20 protein-coding genes are annotated in these 22,852 nt (G+C 58.8%); 14 read left to right on the top strand and 6 right to left on the bottom strand.

What is annotated here, in order from left to right:
- Window positions 1-274: 274 nt before the first annotated feature.
- The 3 genes from KDN35_RS02385 to KDN35_RS02375 are packed head-to-tail and all read left to right on the top strand — an operon-like array spanning window position 275 to window position 3,782.
- Window positions 275-2,056 (top strand): ABC transporter ATP-binding protein, encoded by a 1,782-nt coding sequence (locus tag KDN35_RS02385; protein ID WP_212131991.1) that lies wholly within the window; start codon window positions 275-277, stop codon window positions 2,054-2,056.
- Window positions 2,057-2,061: 5 nt separating this feature from the next.
- Window positions 2,062-2,736: a response regulator transcription factor gene (locus KDN35_RS02380; protein WP_212131990.1), complete on the top strand. Its 675-nt coding sequence runs from the start codon at window positions 2,062-2,064 to the stop codon at window positions 2,734-2,736.
- Window positions 2,733-3,782 carry a sensor histidine kinase gene (locus tag KDN35_RS02375; protein WP_171564908.1) on the top strand — a complete coding sequence of 350 codons (1,050 nt, stop codon included), beginning with the start codon at window positions 2,733-2,735 and terminating at the stop codon, window positions 3,780-3,782. The genes KDN35_RS02380 and KDN35_RS02375 overlap by 4 nt, the downstream gene beginning before the upstream one ends.
- A gap of 106 nt (window positions 3,783-3,888) precedes the next feature.
- On the opposite strand, the gene trhO is transcribed toward KDN35_RS02375, so the two are convergent.
- The 5 genes from trhO to KDN35_RS02350 all read right to left on the bottom strand — a co-directional run bounded on the left by trhO (window position 3,889) and on the right by KDN35_RS02350 (window position 8,480).
- Window positions 3,889-4,830 (bottom strand): oxygen-dependent tRNA uridine(34) hydroxylase TrhO, encoded by a 942-nt coding sequence (gene trhO / locus KDN35_RS02370; protein WP_171564907.1) that lies wholly within the window; start codon window positions 4,828-4,830, stop codon window positions 3,889-3,891.
- A 121-nt stretch (window positions 4,831-4,951) separates the two neighbouring features.
- The gene (locus KDN35_RS02365) at window positions 4,952-5,647 is read right to left on the bottom strand and encodes an iron-containing redox enzyme family protein (protein ID WP_171564906.1); all 696 of its coding nucleotides are present in this window, start codon (window positions 5,645-5,647) and stop codon (window positions 4,952-4,954) included.
- 10 nt (window positions 5,648-5,657) lie between these two features.
- The gene (locus KDN35_RS02360; RefSeq protein WP_171564905.1) at window positions 5,658-6,662 is read right to left on the bottom strand and encodes a hypothetical protein; all 1,005 of its coding nucleotides are present in this window, start codon (window positions 6,660-6,662) and stop codon (window positions 5,658-5,660) included.
- The gene (locus KDN35_RS02355; protein WP_171564904.1) at window positions 6,659-7,750 is read right to left on the bottom strand and encodes a DUF3419 family protein; all 1,092 of its coding nucleotides are present in this window, start codon (window positions 7,748-7,750) and stop codon (window positions 6,659-6,661) included. Before KDN35_RS02355 ends, KDN35_RS02360 begins: the two co-directional genes overlap by 4 nt.
- On the bottom strand, window positions 7,743-8,480 hold the full coding sequence (locus KDN35_RS02350; RefSeq protein ID WP_212131989.1) for a hypothetical protein: 738 nt from the start codon (window positions 8,478-8,480) through the stop codon (window positions 7,743-7,745). The genes KDN35_RS02355 and KDN35_RS02350 overlap by 8 nt, the downstream gene beginning before the upstream one ends.
- A gap of 345 nt (window positions 8,481-8,825) precedes the next feature.
- Between KDN35_RS02350 and KDN35_RS02345 the strand changes: the two genes are divergently transcribed.
- From KDN35_RS02345 to KDN35_RS02315, 7 genes are all read left to right on the top strand, one after another.
- Complete coding sequence (locus KDN35_RS02345) at window positions 8,826-9,365, top strand: dUTP diphosphatase (protein WP_171564902.1); 540 nt, start codon at window positions 8,826-8,828, stop codon at window positions 9,363-9,365.
- Window positions 9,366-9,514: 149 nt separating this feature from the next.
- On the top strand, window positions 9,515-10,159 hold the full coding sequence (locus tag KDN35_RS02340; protein WP_171564901.1) for an MOSC domain-containing protein: 645 nt from the start codon (window positions 9,515-9,517) through the stop codon (window positions 10,157-10,159).
- Window positions 10,160-10,427: 268 nt separating this feature from the next.
- Window positions 10,428-11,477 (top strand): sulfate ABC transporter substrate-binding protein, encoded by a 1,050-nt coding sequence (locus KDN35_RS02335; RefSeq protein ID WP_212131988.1) that lies wholly within the window; start codon window positions 10,428-10,430, stop codon window positions 11,475-11,477.
- A 35-nt stretch (window positions 11,478-11,512) separates the two neighbouring features.
- A complete protein-coding gene (gene cysT, locus KDN35_RS02330) occupies window positions 11,513-12,358 on the top strand; it encodes a sulfate ABC transporter permease subunit CysT (RefSeq protein ID WP_171564899.1) in 846 nt (281 codons plus the stop codon).
- A gap of 3 nt (window positions 12,359-12,361) precedes the next feature.
- Entirely contained in the window at window positions 12,362-13,222 is an 861-nt protein-coding gene (cysW, locus tag KDN35_RS02325; protein WP_171564898.1) for a sulfate ABC transporter permease subunit CysW, read from the top strand.
- Window positions 13,222-14,346, top strand: coding sequence for a sulfate/molybdate ABC transporter ATP-binding protein (locus KDN35_RS02320; RefSeq protein ID WP_212131987.1), 1,125 nt, complete (start codon window positions 13,222-13,224; stop codon window positions 14,344-14,346). The genes cysW and KDN35_RS02320 overlap by 1 nt, the downstream gene beginning before the upstream one ends.
- A 386-nt stretch (window positions 14,347-14,732) precedes the next feature.
- Window positions 14,733-16,346 (top strand): ABC-F family ATP-binding cassette domain-containing protein, encoded by a 1,614-nt coding sequence (locus KDN35_RS02315; protein WP_171564896.1) that lies wholly within the window; start codon window positions 14,733-14,735, stop codon window positions 16,344-16,346.
- Between the two features lie 86 nt (window positions 16,347-16,432).
- Here KDN35_RS02315 and KDN35_RS02310 read toward each other — a convergent pair whose 3' ends face one another.
- On the bottom strand, window positions 16,433-18,055 hold the full coding sequence (locus KDN35_RS02310; protein WP_171564895.1) for a PucR family transcriptional regulator: 1,623 nt from the start codon (window positions 18,053-18,055) through the stop codon (window positions 16,433-16,435).
- Between the two features lie 174 nt (window positions 18,056-18,229).
- Here KDN35_RS02310 and KDN35_RS02305 point away from each other — a divergent pair, with 174 nt between their 5' ends.
- Genes KDN35_RS02305 through KDN35_RS02290 form a run of 4 tightly spaced genes read left to right on the top strand, consistent with a single transcriptional unit; the run spans window position 18,230 to window position 22,817 of the window.
- Complete coding sequence (locus KDN35_RS02305; protein ID WP_171564894.1) at window positions 18,230-18,430, top strand: DUF3311 domain-containing protein; 201 nt, start codon at window positions 18,230-18,232, stop codon at window positions 18,428-18,430.
- Entirely contained in the window at window positions 18,427-19,914 is a 1,488-nt protein-coding gene (locus KDN35_RS02300) for a sodium:solute symporter family protein (protein ID WP_171564893.1), read from the top strand. The genes KDN35_RS02305 and KDN35_RS02300 overlap by 4 nt, the downstream gene beginning before the upstream one ends.
- Window positions 19,915-19,938: 24 nt before the next feature.
- The gene (locus KDN35_RS02295; protein ID WP_212131986.1) at window positions 19,939-21,561 is read left to right on the top strand and encodes an amidohydrolase; all 1,623 of its coding nucleotides are present in this window, start codon (window positions 19,939-19,941) and stop codon (window positions 21,559-21,561) included.
- Window positions 21,558-22,817, top strand: coding sequence for a M20 family metallo-hydrolase (locus KDN35_RS02290; RefSeq protein ID WP_171564891.1), 1,260 nt, complete (start codon window positions 21,558-21,560; stop codon window positions 22,815-22,817). Before KDN35_RS02295 ends, KDN35_RS02290 begins: the two co-directional genes overlap by 4 nt.
- Window positions 22,818-22,852 lie beyond the last annotated feature (35 nt).

Below are 22,852 nucleotides of genomic sequence, written 5' to 3'. Positions count from 1 at the left end.
TTTTAGACGAACACCGGAGTTTTCGGCCTGATTGGCGGAGAGCTGACTGTGGCGGCGACACCTGCCATCCGGTCATGCAGTCTTGTGCGTTGAGCCCGCGTCGTTCACATTCCGTTCATATACGTGTTGTATCCTGTTCACGGCCATAAGAGTGGAAAAGGAGTGAACACGTATGACAGACAGGAAACCGCGAGGCGGTCTGGTGAGGGACCCGGCCGTGCAGGCGGTCCCCCAAGCGTTGTAAGGATCACGGCAAACGTTTTTACAAAAGGAGATGGAGAACATGTCGAAGCAACAATCGGGTGGCTGGCGCCCATTTCTCAATCTGATCAGACAGACGAAACCTCCTGCACTGCCGCTGGCCATCGCGCTGTTCCTGAGTGTAGCTTCCACCGTCGTGGGCCTGTTCGTTCCGCTGTTCACGAAAGACCTCGTCAACAGCTTTTCGCTGGCGTCGCTGGACAAGGGGCAGGTGGCCGTGCTGACGGTTGCCTTTCTCGCCCAATCGCTCGCCGGCGGACTGTCGATTTACCTGCTCAACCGGATCGGTCAGGGCGTGGTGGCCGGTCTGCGGGACCGCTTGTGGAAAAAGCTGCTCGTTCTGCCGGTTTCCTATTACGACGACCACCAGACCGGCGAGACGATCAGCAGGATGACGAATGACACAGCGGTCATCAAGGGACTGATTACGGACCACTTGACCAACTTTTTTACCGGTGCGATCTCCATCGTCGGCTCGGTAACGATCCTGCTTTTTCTGGACTGGAAAATGACACTGCTGATGCTGACTGCCGTTCCGCTGACGATTCTGGTCCTGAAGCCGCTGGGAAGGACGATGCACAAAATTTCCCGCGGGATGCAGGATGAGACCGCAGCATTTTCCGCGACCTTGAACCAGGTGTTGTCGGAGATTCGACTGGTGAAGGCATCAAACGCGGAAGCGATCGAGTACCAAAACGGCAAACGGGGCATTACCAATCTGCTTTCCCTCGGCATCAAAGAGGGGACGGTGCACGCACTGATCTCCCCGTTTATTTCCCTCGTCATGATGACGCTGCTGGTGCTCATTCTCGGGTACGGCGGCATGCGGGTGTCGTCCGGAGCGCTCACGGCAGGCGATCTGGTCGCGTTTATCCTGTATCTCTTTCAAATCGTCATCCCGATGAGCCAATTGTCCATGTTTGTAACCAATCTGCAAAAGACGAGGGGAGCAACCGAGCGAATCATTACCACGCTGGAAGCGGCAGAAGAAGACCTGACGGCCGGACGTGAGGTCACCGACCCGCATCAGCCGATCACCCTGGAGCATGTGAGCTTTGCCTACAAGGCGGGCGAACCGGTACTGGACGACGTCAGCTTCACGATTGAGCCGGGGCGCGTCACGGCGATCGTGGGGCCCAGCGGCAGCGGGAAAACGACGCTGTTCTCGCTGATAGAACGTTACTACCGGCCGACGGGGGGGACGATCAGGCTGGGCCAGGACCCGATCGACGCGTTTTCTCTCCATTCGTGGCGGAGCCAGATCGGATACGTCTCCCAGGAGAGCCCGATCATTGCCGGAACCATCCGGGAGAACATCTGTTACGGTATGGAACGGGAGGTCAGCGAGGAAGAACTACGTCGCGCCGCACGCATGGCTTACGCTGATCACTTTATCGAGGAGATGCCGGACCAGTACGACACCCAGGTGGGAGAAAGAGGTGTCAAATTGTCCGGCGGCCAGCGTCAGCGCATCGCCATCGCCCGGGCGCTGCTGCGCAATCCGCGCATCCTCATGCTGGATGAAGCTACATCCAGCCTGGACAGCAAATCGGAGATCGAGGTGCAAAAAGCGCTGCAAAATCTGATGAAGGGGCGGACGACGCTAGTGATTGCCCACCGCCTGTCCACCGTCATGGACGCGGATCACATCATCTTTCTGGAAAAAGGCAGGATCACCGGCCGGGGAACGCATGAGGAACTGTTCACCACTCATGCGATGTATCGCGAATTTGCCAGCCAACAGCTGCGGATCGATCAGCAGACCGCGGCGCAAATCCAGGCGGGGAAGGGATGAGGAGCATGGCCACCATACTGGTTGTAGATGACGATCCCCATATTCGGGAGCTGGTCGGCGTTTTTCTGCGGGAGGAAGGATTTTCCGTCCTGGAGGCCGCCGATGGCAGGGAAGCGCTTGCGCTCCTGGAAACAACCCGGGCGGATCTGGTGATACTGGACATCATGATGCCCAACATGGACGGGTGGCAGCTGTGCCGTGAACTGCGGGAACTTTACGACACCCCGATGCTCATGCTGACCGCCAAAGGAGAAACGTCGCAGAAAATCAAAGGCTTCCAATTGGGCACGGACGACTACCTGGTCAAGCCATTTGAACCGCTGGAACTGGTCGCCAGGGTAAAAGCGCTGCTGAGACGATACCGGATCGCCGTGTCGCAGCGGGTGCAGATCGGCGAACTGCTGCTTGACCGCAAGACCTACGAAGTGCAGGTGGGGGACAAGCAGCTGACTCTGCCCTTGAAGGAGTTTGAACTGTTATTCAAACTGGCCAGTTACCCAGGAAAGACCTTTTCCCGCGAGGAGTTGATCGAGCAGATCTGGGGATACGATTACGAAGGGGATGAGCGGACTGTCGACGTGCACATCAAGCGCCTGCGCGAGCGTTTTCCGGAAGAGCGGCACTCGTTTCGGATCCGCACCATCCGCGGGCTTGGTTACCGATTGGAGGTTCGCTCATGAAAGGAAAAAGAATCCTGCGCCACGCAGCGGGCATCGTGTTTGTGGTGGGATTTTTTACTGCCTGCTGGTCGGCCGTCTATTTCCTGATGTCGCAGTACGCCGGCGGGCTGACCAGGCAGATGCCCGATTACGTCAGGCAGCTCATCACCGTGATGCTCGGCTATGTGCTGGCGGGCATTTTGATGGCTTCCATCGGCATCTTGATCCGCTCCAAACAGAGAATGTTGTGGCAGTCACTGTACGATGCCTTGCGTCGAATCGCCAAGGGGGATTTCAACGTCAACCTGCAGGTCAAGGCGGACGAACACCATCCGCTCGGACAGCTTGTCGAGAGCATCAACCATATGGCCGTCGAGCTGAGTCAAATGGAGAAAATGCGTCAGGAGTTCATTTCCAACGTCTCCCACGAGATCCAGTCGCCGCTCACCTCGATCAGCGGGTTTGCCCGGGCGCTGCAAAACGAGCGGCTCAGCCGGGAGGAGCGCCTGCATTATCTCAGCATCATTGAGACGGAATGCCAACGCTTGTCGAAGCTGAGCGACAACCTGCTGAAGCTCACGTCACTGGAGTCGGACCATCATCCGTTTGAGCCGAAGCGCTACCGCCTCGACCGGCAATTGCGGCAAGTGATCCTCGCCTGCGAACCGCAGTGGGCGGACAAAGCGATCGACATGGACGTGTCCCTGGAGGAAGTGTACGTCGTCGCCGATGAAGAACTGATGAGTCAGGTGTGGGTCAATCTGCTGCACAACTGCGTGAAATTTACCCCGCACGGCGGGAGCATCTCCGTCCGTTTGGAGCAGGACGGGCAGCATGTGATCGTGTGCGTTGCCGACACCGGCATCGGCATCGCGGAGGAGGATCTGCCGCATTTGTTCGAACGCTTTTTTAAGGCGGACAAATCGCGCAATCGCTCCAGCGGCGGCAGCGGGCTCGGTCTGTCCATCGTGAAGAAAATAGTCGACATGCATCACGGTACCATCAGCGTGACGAGCAAACCGGGGGAAGGGGCGGCCTTTACCGTTACGCTGCCCCTTAAACAATAGCGAACCTTTACTTGTCAGGATGGGGGAGGAACGGCTGCGCAGCCAGATGCTCTCATAGGCAAAAAAACAAGCTGATCTCATTCACGAGATCAGCTTGTTTGCCTGTTTACGCCTGAGAGCCGGCTGCTTGCAGCTTGGCGTTTTCCTCTTCCACGTAGCGGTTGCGCGGATGTTCGCGGCATTCGTCGGAGCAGGAACGCTTGTATTTCACTTCGCATTCCGGGCAGCAGAAGTGCTGCTTGTTGCAGAACGGGTTGGCGCAGTTGACGTAGCGGTCTTCCGGTTTGCCGCAGTAGTAGCAGCGGCCGATGACAACGTCTTCCTCGGTGTGGTTGATCTTCACGGAAATGCGCTCGTCAAAGACGTAGCATTTACCGTCCCACAGGCGCCCTTTCACCTCGGGGTCTTTGCCGTAGGTGACGATGCCGCCGTGCAGTTGGTACACATCCTTGAAGCCTTCCTTCAGCAGGATACCGGTCAGCTTTTCGCAGCGGATGCCGCCGGTGCAGTAGGTGAGCACCTTCTTGTCCTTGAACTGGCTCAGATTCTCGCGGATCCACTTCGGAAACTCGCGGGAAGCGCGGACGTCCGGCTTAATGGCGCCGCGGAAGTGACCCAGTTCGTACTCGTAATCGTTGCGGCCGTCGATGATGACCACATCGTCCTGCTGCATCATTTCATAGAATTCTTTCGGCGTCAGGTACTTACCCGTCAGCTCGGTCGGACTGAAATCGTCTTCCAGACGCCAGGTGACCAACTCTTTTTTCGGGCGAACAAACATTTTCTTGAACGCATGTCCGTCTGCTTCATCTATTTTAAACCAGATGTCCGCAAAACGCGGATCCTTGCGAACGAATTCCATGTACGCGTCGGTCTGTTCGATGGTGCCGGACACCGTGCCGTTCAGGCCCTCCGGTGCGACGATGATACGTCCTTTCAGCCCAATCTCTTTACAGAACTTGAGGTGTTCCGCCGCGTATTCCTCGTAGTCGTCAAGCTGGACGTACTTGTAGTAAAGCAGCACACGATACGGCTTTTGTACTTGCAAGGTACAATTCACCCTTCCTTTATTCTTATCGAATTTTTGACGCAACAGTGATTATATCACATTGCGTTGATAAATGCCGAAAAAAATGTCAGGAAGGATGTGACCATTTGATGTCCGCCGGTTACAAGTGAGCCGCAAACGACTGCACATGGTCCAAAATGTCCGTATACAGCCGGGTGTGGTAGTACATGCCCAACTGCATGCCGCGTTCCACCAGCGGCTTGTTGTCGCCGGAATACACCTGGGCGACCACTTCGTAGATTTCGTTGGCATGCGTCACGTCCAGGATTTCGTGATCGGTAAAATGGGCCAAATCAGCCGCATTGCCGTACGCAGAGGCTGCGTAGGCGCCGACGAGCGGAGAGACGCGGGCCACGATCTCTTCGATCACACCCAGGGCGGCCAGCCCTTCCGGGAACGGGTAATGCAGGCAAAGATCGGTGATGGCGCGGTTGTACGCCAGTACGGGAATGATCGGACGGCTCACGTCCCGTTCGGCGTCTGTCACGCCGATGCCGCGCAAAAAGCGCTTGTACGTCTCCAGGTGCACATGTGCTTCATTCATCCGGCCGTGCTCTTCATACAGGTTGTCCACCAGCGGCATGCGCAGCCGGTAGTCAGGCAGATTGGTCAGGATGGCGGACAAAAAACGGGGGAAATGCTCCACGACGTGATAGATTTGCAAGGCCGCTTCCTTGGCCTGCGCCGGGGAAAACGATCGGTCGTGCAGCGCGAGAAACAGCGGATGCCGCTCCACCTGGTGCCGGGCAAAGAGCTGCTCGGCCAGCTGCTTTACTTCCGTATATGCATTTGTCATAGAATACCTCCTACAGCAAGGTGAGTTCATAGGCGCCCAGCGCCAGGCCGGACGGGACATCTCCGTAAGCGTAGGCGGTGGAGCGCAGCTTGATAAACAACGGGTGTCGATACCTCTCCGCCAGCTGCGGGGAGACGCCGGTAAAGACATAAGGGTACGCCTGCCGGTGAAAGCGGGCCAGATAGGCGAAAAACGTCCGTCGCCTGTCTTCTCCGTCCGCGCTGGCGTAATAGGCGAGGTAGGCGTGCAGAAACGGCGCTCCGGGACCAGGCAGGGCTGCGATCCCGCGCCACCGACAGGCACCATGGATCAGGCGCAGTGGAAGGGGGAGCATACGGGTGACGACCAGTCGGCGCTCCGATGATTGGTCGATGACTTTGCAGACGGCGCGCAGTTTGCCGCCATCATGCAGGCCCAAAAACCAGCCATCCCGGCGCAAAAAACGGTCGCGGTCGGCGTACGCAAACGCAGTGTCCGCTGACCAGCGCTCGTAACAGGACCACGCTTCCTCGCCGTCAATCGGAGTTACACGACGCCAGTCTCCGTCCATCGGCCAGAACAGCGGCACGCCAAGGTGGACGATGCGGCCGATGGGGACCGCTTCCGGGAACAAGCTGTTTGCCCGTGTCAGCGGCGAGCGGTGCCGGTTGCTGTCCAGGACGACGGCAAACACCCAGCGGCACACTTGGCCCAGACTCTCCGTAGCATGACCCGCCAGCCGCTGAAAGGCGCGCGTGCCGGTAAAATCAGGATGAATCCTGACATCGTGCAGGTAGAATACGGGCTCTGCCTGGCCGTTCAGAAAGCGGACCTGCTTCGTCACCCCGAAGCAGCCGATCAGACGGCTGCCGCGCCACAGCCCCGTGTATCGCGATTCCCCCCAGCTTTCGCCCAGCCGGAAAAAATCAGGCGAGCGATCTACGACAAACAGGTCGCTGCCCGTATCCGTTGCATGGGCCAGGGCCAGCAGTGCGTCGTTGTGCTCCCTCGTCAATGGGGATGTCGAGTAGTTCATTTCAGCACACCCACGGTAATGCGCTGGTACATCATCGACCGATCGAGGTCGGTCATCTCACGGGAACACGCTTCGTCCACTGCCAGCTGCTCGTAAAATGCCTCTGGAAGGGGAGGAGCGGACAGCATGTTGCGGTACAGCAGGACCGCTTCCCTGCTTTTGGCTTCAAGCACGGCGGCGCAAATCGCCGCACGCTGTGCTTCGTCCGACCAGTCGAAAACATTGGAGAGGAAAAAGGCGTCGATGCCCTGCATTTGTGGCAGTGCCTGCTGCAGGGAGAGCGGCAGCACCCGCAGTTTGTAAAGGTTGCGCTTCGCCGAGGCATAGCCTTCCTCGCTCAGGTAGTGGGGAGCTCCTTCCGGTCTGTCGAGCAGGTACGTTCCAAACATGAGCTGGGTGAAAAAATAGTTGTGGCCAATCAACCGTCGCTCCAGCTCTCTATTGAACATCGCCTCAAAAAATGCGCCAAAGTCCTGTTCCCTGGCCTGGGCAAACATGTGGGCAGGGAAGAACTGCAGGTGGGTGGTTTTGCTCAGCAAAAGACGCACGGCTGTGTGCCAGGCGTCTGTGTTCAGGTAGCGCTCGCGAAAGGCGGCCTGCTCGTCCAAGGTGCGGCAGGAAAGCAGTTCCTGCCAGACCTCGTCGCCGTAGAGGTTGAAGCGAATATTTTGGCTGATGAACCGGTAGAAACGCTCCGTCGCGCCGCACTGGTTCACGCCGAGCGCCAGCAGGTGCGGATGACTGTCCCAAAAAGTGCGGGCGTAATCGGGAAGCAGCGGCGCCAGGCGGCGGTACGTTTCCTGCCGATCCGATCCGTCCGACTCTCTTGCTCCGTCCGTCTCTCCCGCGAACGCCAGGTATTCCTCGCGGCTCATGGTCCCGATGGCCGCTTTTTTCAATTCAATCAGCGCGGCCTGAGCGGGGTTGAAATCGATCGCGTAAATCGTCTGCACATCGTCGCGCAGCAGGGAAAACGCCGTACACCCCCCGGACCCGATGACGGCGACCGTTTTCGGACGGTACCGGTCCGCAAGCGTTCGTTCCACCATGCTGTCTTCGCGAATCTGTGCAAAATACAGGTCAGTCACGGGCAGCGCCCTCCTTAAATTTTCGTAGCATCACCGGACGAAACCGCTCCCAGTGCGCGAGCATCAGCCGGCCGCGTTCCAACTCCTGCATGAGCCGGGAGCGGGATGAAGCATCGGCGGGGCAGATGAGCAGCAGGATCTGGCTGTCTCCTTGGTCCATCCGTACGCCCCTGGCGTGCAGCCAGCTCATCACTGAATCGCAGCCAACCGCCGGGCGGTACAGGGTATGGCTGCTGCGCGAAGTGAGGTTGTCCGGCCTAAACCCGTCGATATGCCCAATCCGTTCGACGAATGCCTGTGCCGTTTGCCGAACGGTCGGGGGAATTTCGCGGGTGTGAAGCAGCGGGTACGACCGCGGAAACAGGGTTTTGCAGACGAGCAGCAGGGCGGGATTCTGCAGTTCGGCCATGAAGTGAAGCGGCTCGTCCGGCCAGGTGTCCATTGCGCTGCGGAAGAAATGAAGCAGCATCGGCAGATAGGCCTTCCGCAGGGAGAACAAGGGGCCCAGGTAGACAAACCGGCCGTGGTCTGTCTGAAACCGCTGTATCAATTGAAAAGAGGCCAGTCCGGTTTCGTCATGGGCCATCAGCACTGCGTCATACAGGGGAAAGCGCTCCGCCAGGTAGGCGGTTTGGTCGCAGTGGGGAAAAGCGCGGTTGGCCGTCTCCACCAACATCTGTCTGTCAGCGGCGGACAGGGCGGTGAGCAGACGGCTGGAAAACTGGATCACGACCCCACTCCTTCCAGATTATTCTCAACTCACCATTTGATTGTAATTCTTCTGACGCTTTGCTGACAAGCACACTGGAAAAGTGTCCGAAAATATGATCCGCTTGCTTGCGAGGGATAGCGGCATCCTGTACACTATGAAAATGGTTCACGACATCTCGCCAGTCCGTTTTTTCTCTGGATGGTGCGCGAGCGGAACCGGATTACATACCTGTGTGCCGCCAAGGTGCGGGAGTGATGCAGATCGACTTCTAAAGCAATCTTTTGCACCACATCGAGCGGCTTTGCATGCAGCGATCTGTAATGGTAGGTAAAACACGTATCCATGTACAAGGAGAGACCTGTTATGAGCACAATCGCAATCAATCAACGGCTGGTTGCACCGGTGAAAATCAAACTGCTGCACCAAGACGCCGTCATTCCCCGCTATGCACGGGCGTTTGACGCCGGCTTCGACCTGGTGGCAGTGGAGGATGTCTTGATACCGCCTGGGCAGACGGCAAAGATCCCCACAGGGCTTGCCTTTGCCCTGCCGGATGGTTACGAACTGCAGGTGCGGCCTCGTTCCGGCATCAGCGCCAAGACAAAACTGCGCATCAGCAATGCACCTGGTACCGTAGACGCCGGATACCGGGGGGAAGTGTGCGTGCTGATGGACAACACCCGCATGCCGTCCGGCGAAATCGGCGATACCTGCCTGGACGTCAGTGAAAAAACGGTGAAAGTCGACCGGGAAGTAGACAGCCACACCTATCTGATCCGCAAAGGCGACCGCATCGCCCAGGGCGTGCTGGCCCTCGTCCCATTGGCACAGTTTGAAGTCGTGGACGAGCTTGATGAGACGGAGCGCGGCGCTGGCGGGTTTGGCAGCAGCGGTGTCCAGTAAGTCTTCCGGACCGATTCCCAAGCAGTAACACCCTTGACCGCCTGTCTGTCATGACAGGGTCAAGGGTGTTTTTATTGGATTCCTATTTTACACTCAGAGGGATGGCCTCTGTGGTACAATGAGCAGAAAATGGAAGGGAGGTGGTCTTTGTGGAAGTGGTATCCGTCAATGCAGGAAAGCCGCAGTCTGTCACCTATCAGGGCAAGGAGCTGAGCACCGGCATATTCAAACAGCCGGTAAATGGTCCCGTCTATCTGGACTGGACGCAGTTGGAGGGTGACGGGCAGGCTGACCTGCGCTACCACGGCGGCCCCGACAAGGCCCTCTGTGTCTACAGCGCCGATCATTATCCGCATTGGGAAAACGTGCTGAAACAGCCCTTGATTCCCGCTGCATTCGGGGAAAACATCACGGTTCGCGGGCTGACAGAAGAAGCGGTCTGCATCGGGGACATCTTTCAATTGGGGGAGGCGGTGGTGCAGGTGAGCCAGCCGCGCCGTCCCTGTTTCAAACTAAACGTCAGGTACGGACGGACCGATCTGGTAGATCTCGTGCAGCAGACCGGATTCAGCGGCTTTTACTTCCGCGTGCTGCAGCCGGGCCTGATCGGGACGGACATGCCGTTTCGCCTGCTTGAGCGGCAGCATGCAGAGGTAAGCGTCGCCTTTGTCAACCGGATCAGGTATCACGACAAGGGCAACCGCGCCGCCATCGAGCGGATACTGGCGGTAAAGGAACTGTCTGACAGTTGGCGCGCGGCATTTGAATCGAGACTGTCGGCAGGACAAGCGTAAACGGACAGACTGCATCGGCTGTTCGCGGCCCCATCACCTAGCGCAGCGGACCTTGTCTGCATCTTTGCGGCACCCATACAGAGGGTGTCGTATTTTTTTCGCGTGCCGAGACGAACGCTGCCCATGCTGGACGCATAGGGTAAATTGACGTCACTGGTGCCCGACTGGATTATGGGGGAAAAAAGGGTTGACAGGGAGAAAAAAGCGGAAATACAATACATATAATTCCGATTAAATTACTATGACTTTATCTGGGGGAGTAACAGGCATGGACCATTCGAAACATGTTCGCCGACCGTTTTACAAATCACTGCTGCCAATCGTCCTGGCGTTCAGTCTGGCCGGCTGTGGCGGGGCGTCGGGTGGAGAGCAGACTGGTTCCGGTACGGGTGTCGAGCTTCTCAACGTCTCCTACGACCCGACCCGTGAATTGTATCAGGATATCAATGAACACTTTGCAAAGTATTGGAACGAGAAAACGGGACAGATCGTTACTATCAAGCAGTCTCACGGGGGATCGGGGAAGCAGTCCCGCTCCGTCATCGACGGTCTGGAGGCGGATGTCGTGACGCTGGCTCTGGCCTATGACATCGACGCCATCGCCCAATACGGCCTGCTGCCCGCTGAATGGCAGAAACGCCTGCCGGACAACAGCTCGCCGTACACATCCACGATCGTCTTCCTGGTGCGCAAGGGCAACCCGAAACAAATCAAGGATTGGGACGATCTGGTGAAGCCGGGCATCTCTGTCATCACCCCCAATCCCAAAACATCGGGCGGCGCCCGTTGGAATTATCTTGCCGCCTGGGGATATGCGCTGAAGAAACATAACGGCGACGAAACGAAAGCCAGAGAGTTTGTCACCGCCCTGTTGAAAAACGTACCGGTGCTCGACTCCGGCGCGCGCGGCGCCACCACCACCTTTGTGGAACGGGGCATCGGCGACGTGCTGCTCGCCTGGGAAAACGAAGCCTACCTGGCGATCAACGAGCTGGGCAAGGACAAATTTGAAATCGTCAATCCGTCTGTCAGCATCCTGGCGGAACCGCCCGTCGCGGTGGTGGACAAAAACGTCGACAAACACAACACGCGTGAGGTTGCCGAAGCGTATCTCCAGTTCCTCTACAGCAAAGAGGGGCAGGAGTTGGCCGCCAAGCATTACTACCGTCCCCGTTCCGAAGAAGTGAGAAAGGCAAATCAAGACAAGTTTCCCGACATTGAGCTGTTCACCATCGACGAAGTGTTCGGCGGCTGGGAGAACGCCCAGAAGACCCATTTTGCGGACGGAGGCGTGTTTGACCAGATTTACCAACCTTGATTATCTCGATTTTGTTGTTGTAGGGAGTGCCATCCATGAACAAATCTAAGCGAACCAGAGGGGTCTTGCCCGGATTTGGTCTGACCATGGGCTATACCGTGATTTACTTGAGCCTGCTGGTGCTGATCCCGCTCTCGGTCCTGTTCCTGAAGACCTCCAGCATGACGTGGGACCAGTTTGTCGACACGGTGATGAATCGGCGGGTGATCGCGTCGTTTCAGGTCAGTTTCCTGACCTCCTTTTTCGCGGCGTGCCTGAATGCGGTGTTTGGCGTGCTCGTGGCCTGGGTGCTGGCACGGTACCAGTTTCCGGGGAAGCGGGTGATTGACGGGATCGTCGACCTGCCGTTCGCCCTGCCCACCGCCGTGGCGGGGATCGCGCTGGCCACCATTTATGCGGAAACCGGCTGGATCGGTCAGTGGTTTGCCGTCTTGGGGATTAAAATCGCCTATACACCGCTGGGCATTTTGGTGGCACTGACATTTATCGGACTGCCGTTCGTGGTCCGAACCGTCCAGCCGGTCCTGCAAGACTTGGACAGACAAGTGGAAGAAGCCGCGGCGACACTGGGAGCGACGCGGTGGCAGACGTTTACCCGCGTGATACTGCCTCATCTGCTTCCGGCGGTGGTTACGGGATTCGCGCTGGCGTTTGCGCGAGCACTGGGTGAATACGGCTCCGTCGTGTTTATTTCCGGAAACATGCCGCTGAAGACCGAGATCGTGCCGCTGTTGATCATGACCAAGCTGGAGCAGTTCGACTACACGGGGGCAACGGCCATCGCCTCTGTCATGTTGGTCGCTTCATTTGTGATGCTGCTGGTGATCAATTACCTGCAGTGGAAGACGAATAAACTGAACGCTGCCCGATCGGAGGGATAACCTTTGACCAAACAGACGGAACCTGTTGTCGTGCGCTGGCTGTTGATCGGCACTGCCCTTGTCTTTTTGGGATTGTTTCTGATCGTTCCCTTGATCGCGGTCTTTTCCCAGGCCTTCCGCCAGGGGGTGGACGTGTTTCTCGAAGCGGTGCGCGATCCGGATACGCTCGCCGCTGTCAAGCTCACCCTGCTGACGGCGGCAATCAGCGTCCCGCTCAACGTCGTGTTCGGGGTGGCAGCGGCGTGGGCGATCGCCAAGTTTTCCTTCCGCGGAAAAAACGTGCTGCTGACGCTGATCGACCTGCCATTTGCCGTCTCGCCGGTCATCTCCGGATTGATTTTCGTACTGCTGTTCGGCAGTCAGGGGTTGTTTGGCCCCTGGTTGGAGGCGCACAATCTGAAAATCATCTTCGCCGTGCCGGGGATTGTGTTGGCGACCACGTTCGTCACCTTTCCATTCGTCGCCCGTGAGCTGATCCCGGTCATGGAGGCGCAGGGGAAGGACGAGGAGGAGGCTGCGCTGTCGCTGGGGGCAAACGGTTGGCAGACGTTTTTCCGCATCACGCTGCCCAACGTCAAGTGGGGGCTGTTATACGGTGTGATTCTCTGTAACGCCCGGGCGATGGGAGAGTTTGGCGCCGTGTCAGTCGTCTCCGGCCACATTCGCGGTCAGACCAACACCCTGCCCTTGCATGTGGAGATTCTGTACAACGAGTACAACTTTGTCGCCGCGTTTGCCGTCGCCACGCTGCTGGCCGCCCTGGCACTGGTGACGCTGGTGGTAAAAAGCGTCATCGAATGGAAGACAGAGCGGCAAGAGCAGGCGGAGGCACCTCAGTTTCATGCGATGGGAGAGGCTAGCTGATGAGCATAAAAGTGGTCAACATCACCAAATCATACGGGTCGTTTACGGCCGTCAAAGACGTCAGCCTGGAAATTCCCGAGGGCAAGCTGGTCGCGCTGCTGGGGCCGTCCGGCTCGGGCAAGACGACGCTGCTCAGGTTGATTGCCGGTCTGGAGTCGCCGGACCGAGGGCAAATTTACTTCAACGGGGAGGACAACACGCATCGCGACGTGAGAGAGCGCCGCGTCGGGTTTGTCTTCCAGCATTACGCGCTGTTTCGGCACATGACCATTTTTGACAACGTCGCGTTCGGCCTGACCGTCCGCCCGCGCAAGTTCCGGCCGTCAAAAGAAGAGATACGCGAACGGGTCCATGAACTCTTGCGCCTGGTTCAGCTTGAGGGATTGGCCCACCGCTATCCGTCCCAGCTTTCCGGCGGACAGCGGCAGCGGGTCGCGCTGGCCAGGGCGTTGGCTGTCGAGCCGAAGTATCTCCTGCTGGACGAACCGTTTGGGGCGCTGGACGCCAAAGTACGGCAGGATTTGCGCCGCTGGCTTCGCCGCCTGCACGAAAAGCTGAAGCTGACGATCGTGTTTGTTACACACGATCAGGAAGAGGCGCTGGAGCTGGCCGACAGTGTGGTGGTGATGAACGAAGGGCGGGTGGAGCAAACCGGCTCGTCGCAGGAGGTATACCACCAACCGGCCAATCCATTCGTCTACGGCTTCCTCGGCAGGGTCAACCTGTTTCAGGGGCGCATCCGCGGCGGCAAAGTGACCCTGGGGGATGCGGAGTTTACGGCGGAATGGTCCAATCAATCCGAGGAACTTCCAGCCGTCGGCTACGTCCGTCCGCACGATGTGGAGCTCAGCCGGACGCCGCAGCACGCGCAGAGCCTGGCCGCCGAGGTGCGGCACATCTACGCATTGGGGTCGCTCATGAGGCTGGAGCTGAAGCGGCTGGATACCCAGGAGACGTTGGAAGCGGAAGTGACCCTGCAGCAATTTGCCGAGCTGAACGTCCAGACGGGCGACACCCTGTACATTACGCTGCGCAACGTGTATGTCTACGTGGAGCCGGAGAACCGGTTTGTCCAGGCGGCGCTGCCGGCTGCCTCCGCGCTGGCTCTGCGGGCAAACGGTTAGGAGAAAAACATGAAAAAACCGGTCTGCGGTGCGGACCGGTTTTTTATGACCGTTATTCCCCGCGCTGTTTGGAGCGCGTTTCTTCTTTACCGATCGTAGTAGAGGACCGGGTTTGCGACGGATTTTCCTTGTCGCCTTGTTCGTTTTTGACTCCGTTATGCTTGGACATCTGTTTCCACCCCTTTCCGCGATTGGCATGGGCTGTATCGGTAGTGTGCCCGCGATGCCGTTGTTCTATCAGCGTAGGAAGGGAACGTGCCGCTGTCCGCTGCGTCTGCTGTTTCAGCCGGCGAAGTCGCGACGCCCGATCGACTTGCCTTTTTGCAAAACAGAACAGGTTCTGCTAAGATAAATGTTTGAACGATTGGAAAAAGGCAGGTATTGCGATGATTAGCACACATAACGTGACGCTGCGTTACGGCAAGCGCGTCCTGTTTGAAGACGTCTCTATCAAGTTTACACCCGGCAACTGCTACGGCCTGATCGGCGCAAACGGCGCCGGGAAGTCCACGTTTTTAAAAATTCTCGCCGGAGAAATCGAGCCGACCAGCGGACACGTTTCGGTGACGCCCGGCGAACGGATCGCCGTGCTGAAACAGAACCACTTCGAGTTCGACGAATACGAGGTGCTGAAAACCGTCATCATGGGGCACAAGCGCCTCTATGAAATCATGGAAGAGAAAAACGCGCTCTACATGAAGCCGGACTTCAGCGAGGAGGACGGCATGCGCGCGTCCCAACTGGAAGCGGAGTTTGAGGAGCTGAACGGCTGGATGGCCGAAGCTGACGCCGCTGAACTGCTCACCGGGCTGGGCATCCCGGCCGAGCTGCACGACAAAAAGATGAAAGATCTCACCGGTAACGAAAAAGTGCGCGTGCTGCTCGCCCAGGCGCTTTTCGGCAACCCGCACATTCTGCTCCTTGACGAGCCGACCAACCACCTGGACATCGAATCGATCCGCTGGCTGGAAAACTTCCTGGCTGACTACGAAAACACGGTCATCGTCGTCTCCCACGACCGTCACTTCCTGAACAAGGTGTGCACGCACATCGCCGACATCGACTTTGGCAAAATCCAGCTGTACGTGGGCAACTACGATTTCTGGTACGAATCCAGCCAACTGGCGCTGAAGATGGCCAAGGAACAGAACAAAAAGAAGGAAGAGAAAATCAAGGAACTGCAGGAGTTCATCGCCCGGTTCAGCGCCAACGCCTCCAAGTCGAGGCAGGCGACCTCCCGCAAGAAGCTGCTGGAGAAGATCACGCTGGAGGACATCAAACCGTCCAACCGCCGCTATCCGTTTATCAATTTCAAGCCCGATCGGGAAGCGGGCAAGAACCTGCTGGCGATTGAGGGCTTGAGCAAGACGGTCGACGGCGAAAAGCTGTTCGAAAACCTGACGCTGACGATCAACAAAGGGGACAAAGTGGCCTTTGTCGGCCCCAACGAGCTGGCCAAAACCACGCTGTTCCGCATTTTGATGGGCGAAGTCGAGCCGGACAGCGGCACGTTTGAGTGGGGAGTCACCACGTCCCGGGCGTATTTCCCAAAGGACAACTCCGAGTATTTCAATACCGACCTGACCCTGGTCGATTGGCTGCGTCAGTATTCCAAAGAACAGGACGAGACATTTATCCGCAGCTACCTCGGCCGGATGCTCTTCTCCGGCGACGAATCGCTGAAAAAGGCAAACGTCCTCTCCGGCGGCGAAAAGGTGCGCTGCATGCTTGCGAAAATGATGCTCTCCGGCGCCAACGTGCTGATTCTGGACGAACCGACCAACCACCTGGACCTGGAGTCGATTACGGCGCTGAACAACGGGCTGATCGACTTCGAAGGCACGATTTTGTTCGTCTCCCACGACCACCAGTTCGTGCAGACGATCGCCAACCGCATTATCGAAATCACACCGAAAGGCGTCATCGACAAGTTGATGACCTACGATGAATACCTGGAAAGCGAAGAGATCAAGCGGCTGCGCGAAGAACATTACGCGTAAGGCCGGTCGTTTTCCCCCTATGCCCCCGGCTCTTCCTTTGTGAGGAGCAGGGGCTTTTTTTGTCTGTCTCCCGGCTAAAGAATTCCTCATCCAGCGCTGTGCACGGTCAGCGCGATGCGAAACAGAAGCTGGTCCCGGCCGCATTCCGGCTGCAGGCCGGTCAGCTCGCGGATCAGATGCAGCCGGTACTTGACGGTGTTTTTGTGCACGAACAGTTTTTCCGCCGCCACCGCGTGATTGCCATCGGCCTCCAAAAACGCGCGCAAAGTGCGAACGAGCTGTCCGTTCCGCTCCCGGTCGTAGCGGTTCAGACTGTTCAGACATTCATCGGCCAGGCGCCTGGCTTCCTGTTCGGGGCTCGCTGCAAACAGCACCCGTTCCAGGCCCAGCCGGGCAAACCATCGCACGACCAACGGCGCTGATTGGCCGTCGGCGGAGGCATTCGAGACGGCGTTCAGGGCGGCCCGGCACGCGATCACCGCTTCCCGATAACTGTGCGGGACGGCCTCCAAACCGGGATGGAGGCGTCCGATGCCCAAACAGAGCGGGCGCGTATGACGGCGGGCGATGCGCTTAACGCTCTCCACGGCCTCTGGGGATGGCTCCGCCGAGCCCGCGTCGGCGGGGAACAGGAGCAGAATCCGGTTCTCACGGTCCAGGCCGCAGAGTACGGACGGGGAGATATGTTCCCACTCGCTCCGCAGCGCCTCCAATAGAGAAACCCGCTCCCTCCAGGTGTGCATGATGTCGGGAGCGCCGGCATCGCTCAGCACAGCGGCAGCATAGTGGTCCGCCAGGCTCCAGCCGGCTTCTTCTGCTTTGCGGTAGAGGAGGTCGCGCGAAGCGTCACAGCCGCCGACCAGCAAGTGCAGGAAGTCGTTGCGAAAACGCTGGCAGGCCGCTGCGAGCGTCTGGTGCCGCTCGATTTCCAGCGAAAGCAGCGCGGCTGTCTGTTCTATCGCCACCTTTTCCCACGGGTGGAGGTCACGTTCCACCTCCCACAGCAGGATGGCCCCCTGTGTTTCGCCGTTGTGCAGAAGCCAGCGAATCAGGTGACGATCCCGGTAACGCGTGAGGGGCTCACGGGCGGATGCATTCGGGCCTGTCCGGCCGAGCAGCTTTTCCAGCGGCGGTGCGTGGGTGACAGAGGCAGGTACGTCCAGCTTTTTCCGAGGGGTACGCAGGTAGATACTGATTGGCCGCTCCAGGATGTGATACAGCAGTTCGGCCAGATTTTCCACACTCCCTCCGCTGGTGAGATGGCGGTGAAACCGTTCGTAGATGGCGTGGGTCCGGTCCAGTTCCTGCCGTTGTTTGGCGTTGATGTAGCTGGTGACCGGCACGATCACATCCGACCAGCCCTTTTCCATGGGAAACGAAAGCACCGGCATCTGCCTTTCATTGGCACGGTCAATCACCGCTTCCGGGAGCGCGTCGATGTACCGGCCCAGCTTGATGGCAAACCCAGGTGTTCCCCGTTCCGCCAGGGCGTCGATCAACTGGATCAAGCCGGAAGCGGTTTCCCGCCCTTGGGCGACAAACGGAAAACCGGTCGTCAGGACAAATTCTCCCGGTCGCAGCCAGAGATGGCCGTCGGGTGAATCAAACGACGTGACCCCGTGCAGTTCCTTGTCCAGAAACGCTTCCCCGGCCAACACATCAGTGGTGTCCATGCCGGCCACCTCGATCAATTCACGCACAGTAATCATCTGACTCCTCCCCATACGCTGCATGTGTCGTTCGTTGGTCCCGCAGACAAAAAGCGCCGGTTCTTTCTGGCTGACGGGACAAAGGAAAAGAGTGAATCTTTCGATAATAGTAGCATACAAGTCCGACAAGCCGGCCGGCAATGGGACAAACCGCATACCAAAAGGGGGATGAGAATGAAGGTCAAATATGCGCTGGGTGCGCTGCCGTTTATTGGAATGCTGGGCGGGGTGGCGTTTGTCAACCGGGTGGAACCGTACGTGTTGGGCATGCCTTTTGTGCTGTTTTGGATTGTCATGTGGGTGGTGCTGACCTCGCTTATCATGTTGGCCGTCAACAAGCTGGACCAATCCGACAGAAAGGGGGAGAAGCTGTGAATCCGGCACTCGTCATCCTTTTTCTGTTTCTTGCCCTGTCGCTTTTCCTCGGCATCCGCGCCCAGAGAGGAAAAGACATGAACATGGAGCAGTGGACGGTAGGCGGGCGCGGCTTTGGATCGGTCTTCATCTTCCTGCTCGTTGCCGGCGAGATCTACACCACATTCACGTTTCTGGGCGGCAGCGGCTGGGCGTACTCGAAAGGCGCCCCCTCCTACTACGTGCTGGCATACATTTCGCTTGCGTACGTGCTGTCCTACTGGCTGCTGCCGCCTATCTGGCGGTACGCCAAGGAGCACAGGCTGGTTTCCCAACCCGATTTTTTCGTCAGCAAGTACAACAGTCCGATGCTCGGCATCCTTGTCTCCACGGTTGGCGTGCTGGCGATCATTCCATACCTGGTGCTGCAGTTTAAAGGGCTCGGGATTATCGTGTCGGAGACCTCGTACGGGACGATTGCTCCGACGGCCGCCGTCTGGATCGGCGTGCTGGCGGTGACCATCTACGTCATGATCTCCGGCATTCACGGCTCCGCCTGGACGGCGGTAATCAAGGACATCATGATCTTTTTCGTGGTCGTCTTCCTCGGACTGTATCTGCCCTATCACTACTACGGCGGGATACAGCCGATGTTTGAAGCGGTGGATGCGGCCAAGCCGGGCTTCTTGATTTTCCCTGACGAAGGGATGAGCATCTCCTGGTTTGTCTCCACCGTGCTCTTGACCGTGTTCGGGTTTTACATGTGGCCGCATACGTTCGGCTCCGTGTTTTCCGCCAAAAATGAAAACGTGTTTCGCAAAAACACGGTCGTGCTGCCGCTTTATACCCTGATGCTGCTGTTCGTCTTCTTCGTTGGATTCACCGCGATCCTGCAGGTTCCCGGACTGCAGGGAGCGGAGGGCGACCTGTCGCTTTTGCGGCTGTCGATACGGACGTTTGACCCCTGGGTGGTGGGACTGATCGGCGCGGCCGGTTTGCTCACGGCCCTGGTGCCCGGGTCGATGCTGCTGATGACGGCTGCCACCCTGTTGGCGAAAAACGTGATCCACGTGTTTGTGCCTGCGGCCACAGAAGAGCGGATCGGCCGCATCGCCAAAGGGCTGGTGCCCGTGCTCTCGCTGATCTGCCTGTATTACACGCTGAGCGGGGGAGAGGCGCTGGTCACGCTGCTGTTGATGGGATACAGCCTGGTGACGCAGTTGTTTCCGGCGCTGCTGTTCAGCCTGCCCGCACGTCCGCTGGTCAACAAGTACGGTGCGTTTGCGGGCATTGCCTGCGGCGTGCTGACGGTTGTCTACGTGACGGTGGCCGATGTGACGATAGGCACCCTGTTTCCATCGCTGCCGGCCTTCATCAAGGACATCAACGTGGGCGTGATTGCCCTGCTCATCAACGTGGCGGTGATGGGGGTGGTCCATGTCCTGACCGCCCGGCTGACAGCGTCCGGGACTCGGGCAGCGGCGGAAAAGTCGCCGACAATCTAGGGGCAGGAAAAGGGAGGGGATGAGATGGCTGACATCGTTTTTCTGAACGGACAGGTAGTGACGGCAGACACGCAAAACCGCGTGGCGGAAGCGGTGGCGGTGAGCGGAAACCGTATCGTCGCCGTGGGCGGAGACGAAGAGATGCGCCGCCATGTGCACGCGGGCACGCGCGTGATTGATCTGGAAGGCAGGAGTCTCCTGCCGGGATTCATCGACGCCCACCTGCACATCACACTCTACGGCACGAACAAATTGGGGGTGGACTGCAAGGCGGCGGGCATCGACTCGGTGGACGGCCTGCTGGAGGCGTTGAAGCGGCAGGCGGAACGGACGCCGGCGGGATCGTGGGTGCGCGCCTCCGGATTTGACGAAAACCGGATGAAGGAACGGCGTTACCCTACCAGGCAGGAACTGGACGAGGTGTCGACGGAGCATCCCATTTTCGTGATGCGGACCTGCGCCCATCACTCCGTCGTCAACAGCCGGGCGCTCGCCTTGGCCGGGTTTGACGAACATACGCCCGATCCGCAGGGGGGACGGCTTGACCGGGACGAGACGGGGGCGCTGACGGGACTATTGGTGGAAACGGCGCACATGAAGATGTTTGAAACGGCGGCATTTAGCGAGGAAGAGTACCGGAGAGCCCTGCGCCTGGCTTCGGACGATTTTGTGGCCGCGGGCATCACCAGTGTGCACGACGCGGGCGGATACGGGCCGGACAACCTGCGGGCGATGCAGAAAGCGGTGCGGAGCGGCGACGTAAAAGTGCGGATCTACGCGATGATCTGCGCGTTGAACGAGTCAGACGCCTTCGTCCGCCGCATGATGGAGGCAGGTGTCGTGACAGGGTTGGGAGACGAGCGGTTTCGGATTGGCCCCGCCAAAGTGTTCGTGGACGGAGCCAGCACCGCAGCGACGATGGCGATGCGGCAGCCGTACGACAACCGTCCCGGCGACTGCGGAATCCTCTACTACAACCGGGACGAGCTGCATACGATTTTGGGAGAAGCGCATGCAAAAGGGTTCCAGATTACCGCTCATGCACAGGGGGACCGGGCCATTGACCTGCTGCTCGACTGTATCGAGGACGCGCTGCGCAAACATCCGCGGGGCAACCACCGCCACCGCATCGAGCACGCCGGCGTCTCCGCCCCCGACTTGGTCGAGCGGATGGCCCGTCTTGGCGTCGTGCCGATTCCCAATCCCGCCTTTCTCTACGAGTACGGCGACGGTTACGTCCGGAGCATCGGCGATCGGGTCAGCCACATGTATCCCGTCGGCGACTTTTTCCAAAGCGGTATCGTGTCGGCAGGGGGTTCAGACTGCCCGGTGACGGATTTTTCACCGCTGTTGGGCATTCACGCCGCCGTCAACCGCAGGAGCAAAAGCGGACGGGTCGTGGGGGACCGTCAGCGGATCGGGGTGATGGAGGCGATTCGCCTGTTTACCGTAAACGGCGCCTACGCCAGCTTTGAAGAGGACATCAAAGGCAGCATCGAAGCGGGAAAACTGGCTGATCTGGTCGTCTTGAACGGGCGGATTCTCGACGCAGCACCGGAGCGGATCAGGGACCTGCAAGTGGAGCTCACCATGATCGACGGAGAGATTGTCTACCAAAAACAGGGCAGGGAGGTCAGGAAGGGATGAATACCGAGGCAGGAGCGCTTGCGATCAACCGGGAACGCTTGCAGCAGCGGATCGAGGCATTGGCGCAAATCGGCAAAATCGGGGAGACGGGGGTGTGCCGGCTGGCGCTGTCCCCCGAGGACCGGGCGGGCGTGGAACTGGTCAAACGCTGGATGGAGGAGGCGGGACTCACGACGCGGATCGACCACTTTGGCAACCTGATCGGGCGGCTGGAGGGAAGACAGCCGGATGCGCCGGTGCTGATGATCGGCTCGCACATCGACTCCCAGCCGTATGGCGGCCGTTTTGACGGCACGATCGGCGTGCTCGGCGGGCTGGAGACGGTGCAGACGATGATCGAAAACGGATTTCAGCCAGAGCGGCCGATTGAGGTGGTCGCATTTTGCGATGAAGAAGGCTGCCGGTTTCAAAAGGGGCTGTTCGGCTCTCGCGGCATCCTCGGGCAGGTGGAGGCCGAAGAGTTGGAACGAACGGACAAAAACGGCATCTCGCGCAGACAGGCCTTGATCGACTTTGGCTGTGACCCGGAGCGGCTTGCCGACTCCGTCTATCCGGCCGGGGCAATCGGGGCGTATCTGGAACTGCACATTGAGCAGGGGCCGGTACTGGATCAGGCGGGGCAGCCCGTCGGCATTGTCACCGGCATCTCCGGTCCGCTCTGGTGGACTGTGGAATTTGCCGGCTTTGCCGGTCACGCCGGCTCCGTGCCGATGTCGATGCGACGTGACGCCTTGGTGGGGGCCGCCAAGGTAATTGCCGCCCTGAACAAGATCGCCAGTCAGGACCCGAACGCTCCCACGGTGGGAACCGTCGGCCATCTGGAGGTCTTCCCCGATTCGCGCAACATCATCCCGGAGCGGGTCAGGTTCAGCATCGACCTGCGCGATATCGACCTTGACCGGCGAAACCGGCGGGAGGCGGAACTGCGCGAGGTAATCGAACAGACCGCGGTCGAATGCGGACTTGCGTACACGATCACCGAAGACACAAACAGCGAGCCGCGCTACTGCGCCGAGTGGATCAAGGCAGTGATGCGGGAGGAAAGCAAACGGATGGGACTTACGACGCCCGAACTGATGAGCGGCCCGTTCCACGACGCCTTGGCGCTTTCCTACGCTTGCGAGTACGGGATGATTTTCGTCCGCTGCAAGGACGGCATCAGTCACAACCCGCAGGAGTATGCCTCCCCCGAAGACATCGCGCTCGGCACTGAACTGTTGTACCGCACCGCCTTGCGGATGGCCGCGCTCCGATAGGCGTTAGTGAACGCCGGCTGTCATGGGTTTCGCCA

The sequence above is a fragment of the Brevibacillus sp. NL20B1 genome (assembly GCF_018195675.1).
Classification (GTDB): Bacteria; Bacillota; Bacilli; order Brevibacillales; family Brevibacillaceae; genus Brevibacillus; species Brevibacillus aydinogluensis.
Note: the sequence above shows the minus strand (reverse complement) of the source record. Positions and strands in the feature narration are given on the sequence as shown.

Excerpts from the sequence above, each read along its gene's own strand:
- KDN35_RS02385 (WP_212131991.1), top strand. The coding sequence starts at position 275 with ATGGAGAACATGTCGAAGCAACAATCGGGTGGCTGGCGCCCATTTCTC.
- KDN35_RS02380 (WP_212131990.1), top strand. The coding sequence starts at position 2,062 with ATGGCCACCATACTGGTTGTAGATGACGATCCCCATATTCGGGAGCTG.
- KDN35_RS02375 (WP_171564908.1), top strand. The coding sequence starts at position 2,733 with ATGAAAGGAAAAAGAATCCTGCGCCACGCAGCGGGCATCGTGTTTGTG.
- KDN35_RS02365 (WP_171564906.1), bottom strand. The coding sequence starts at position 5,647 with ATGACAAATGCATATACGGAAGTAAAGCAGCTGGCCGAGCAGCTCTTT.
- KDN35_RS02360 (WP_171564905.1), bottom strand. The coding sequence starts at position 6,662 with ATGAACTACTCGACATCCCCATTGACGAGGGAGCACAACGACGCACTG.
- KDN35_RS02345 (WP_171564902.1), top strand. The coding sequence starts at position 8,826 with ATGAGCACAATCGCAATCAATCAACGGCTGGTTGCACCGGTGAAAATC.
- KDN35_RS02335 (WP_212131988.1), top strand. The coding sequence starts at position 10,428 with ATGGACCATTCGAAACATGTTCGCCGACCGTTTTACAAATCACTGCTG.
- cysT (WP_171564899.1), top strand. The coding sequence starts at position 11,513 with ATGAACAAATCTAAGCGAACCAGAGGGGTCTTGCCCGGATTTGGTCTG.
- KDN35_RS02320 (WP_212131987.1), top strand. The coding sequence starts at position 13,222 with ATGAGCATAAAAGTGGTCAACATCACCAAATCATACGGGTCGTTTACG.
- KDN35_RS02315 (WP_171564896.1), top strand. The coding sequence starts at position 14,733 with ATGATTAGCACACATAACGTGACGCTGCGTTACGGCAAGCGCGTCCTG.
- KDN35_RS02310 (WP_171564895.1), bottom strand. The coding sequence starts at position 18,055 with ATGATTACTGTGCGTGAATTGATCGAGGTGGCCGGCATGGACACCACT.
- KDN35_RS02305 (WP_171564894.1), top strand. The coding sequence starts at position 18,230 with ATGAAGGTCAAATATGCGCTGGGTGCGCTGCCGTTTATTGGAATGCTG.
- KDN35_RS02295 (WP_212131986.1), top strand. The coding sequence starts at position 19,939 with ATGGCTGACATCGTTTTTCTGAACGGACAGGTAGTGACGGCAGACACG.
- KDN35_RS02290 (WP_171564891.1), top strand. The coding sequence starts at position 21,558 with ATGAATACCGAGGCAGGAGCGCTTGCGATCAACCGGGAACGCTTGCAG.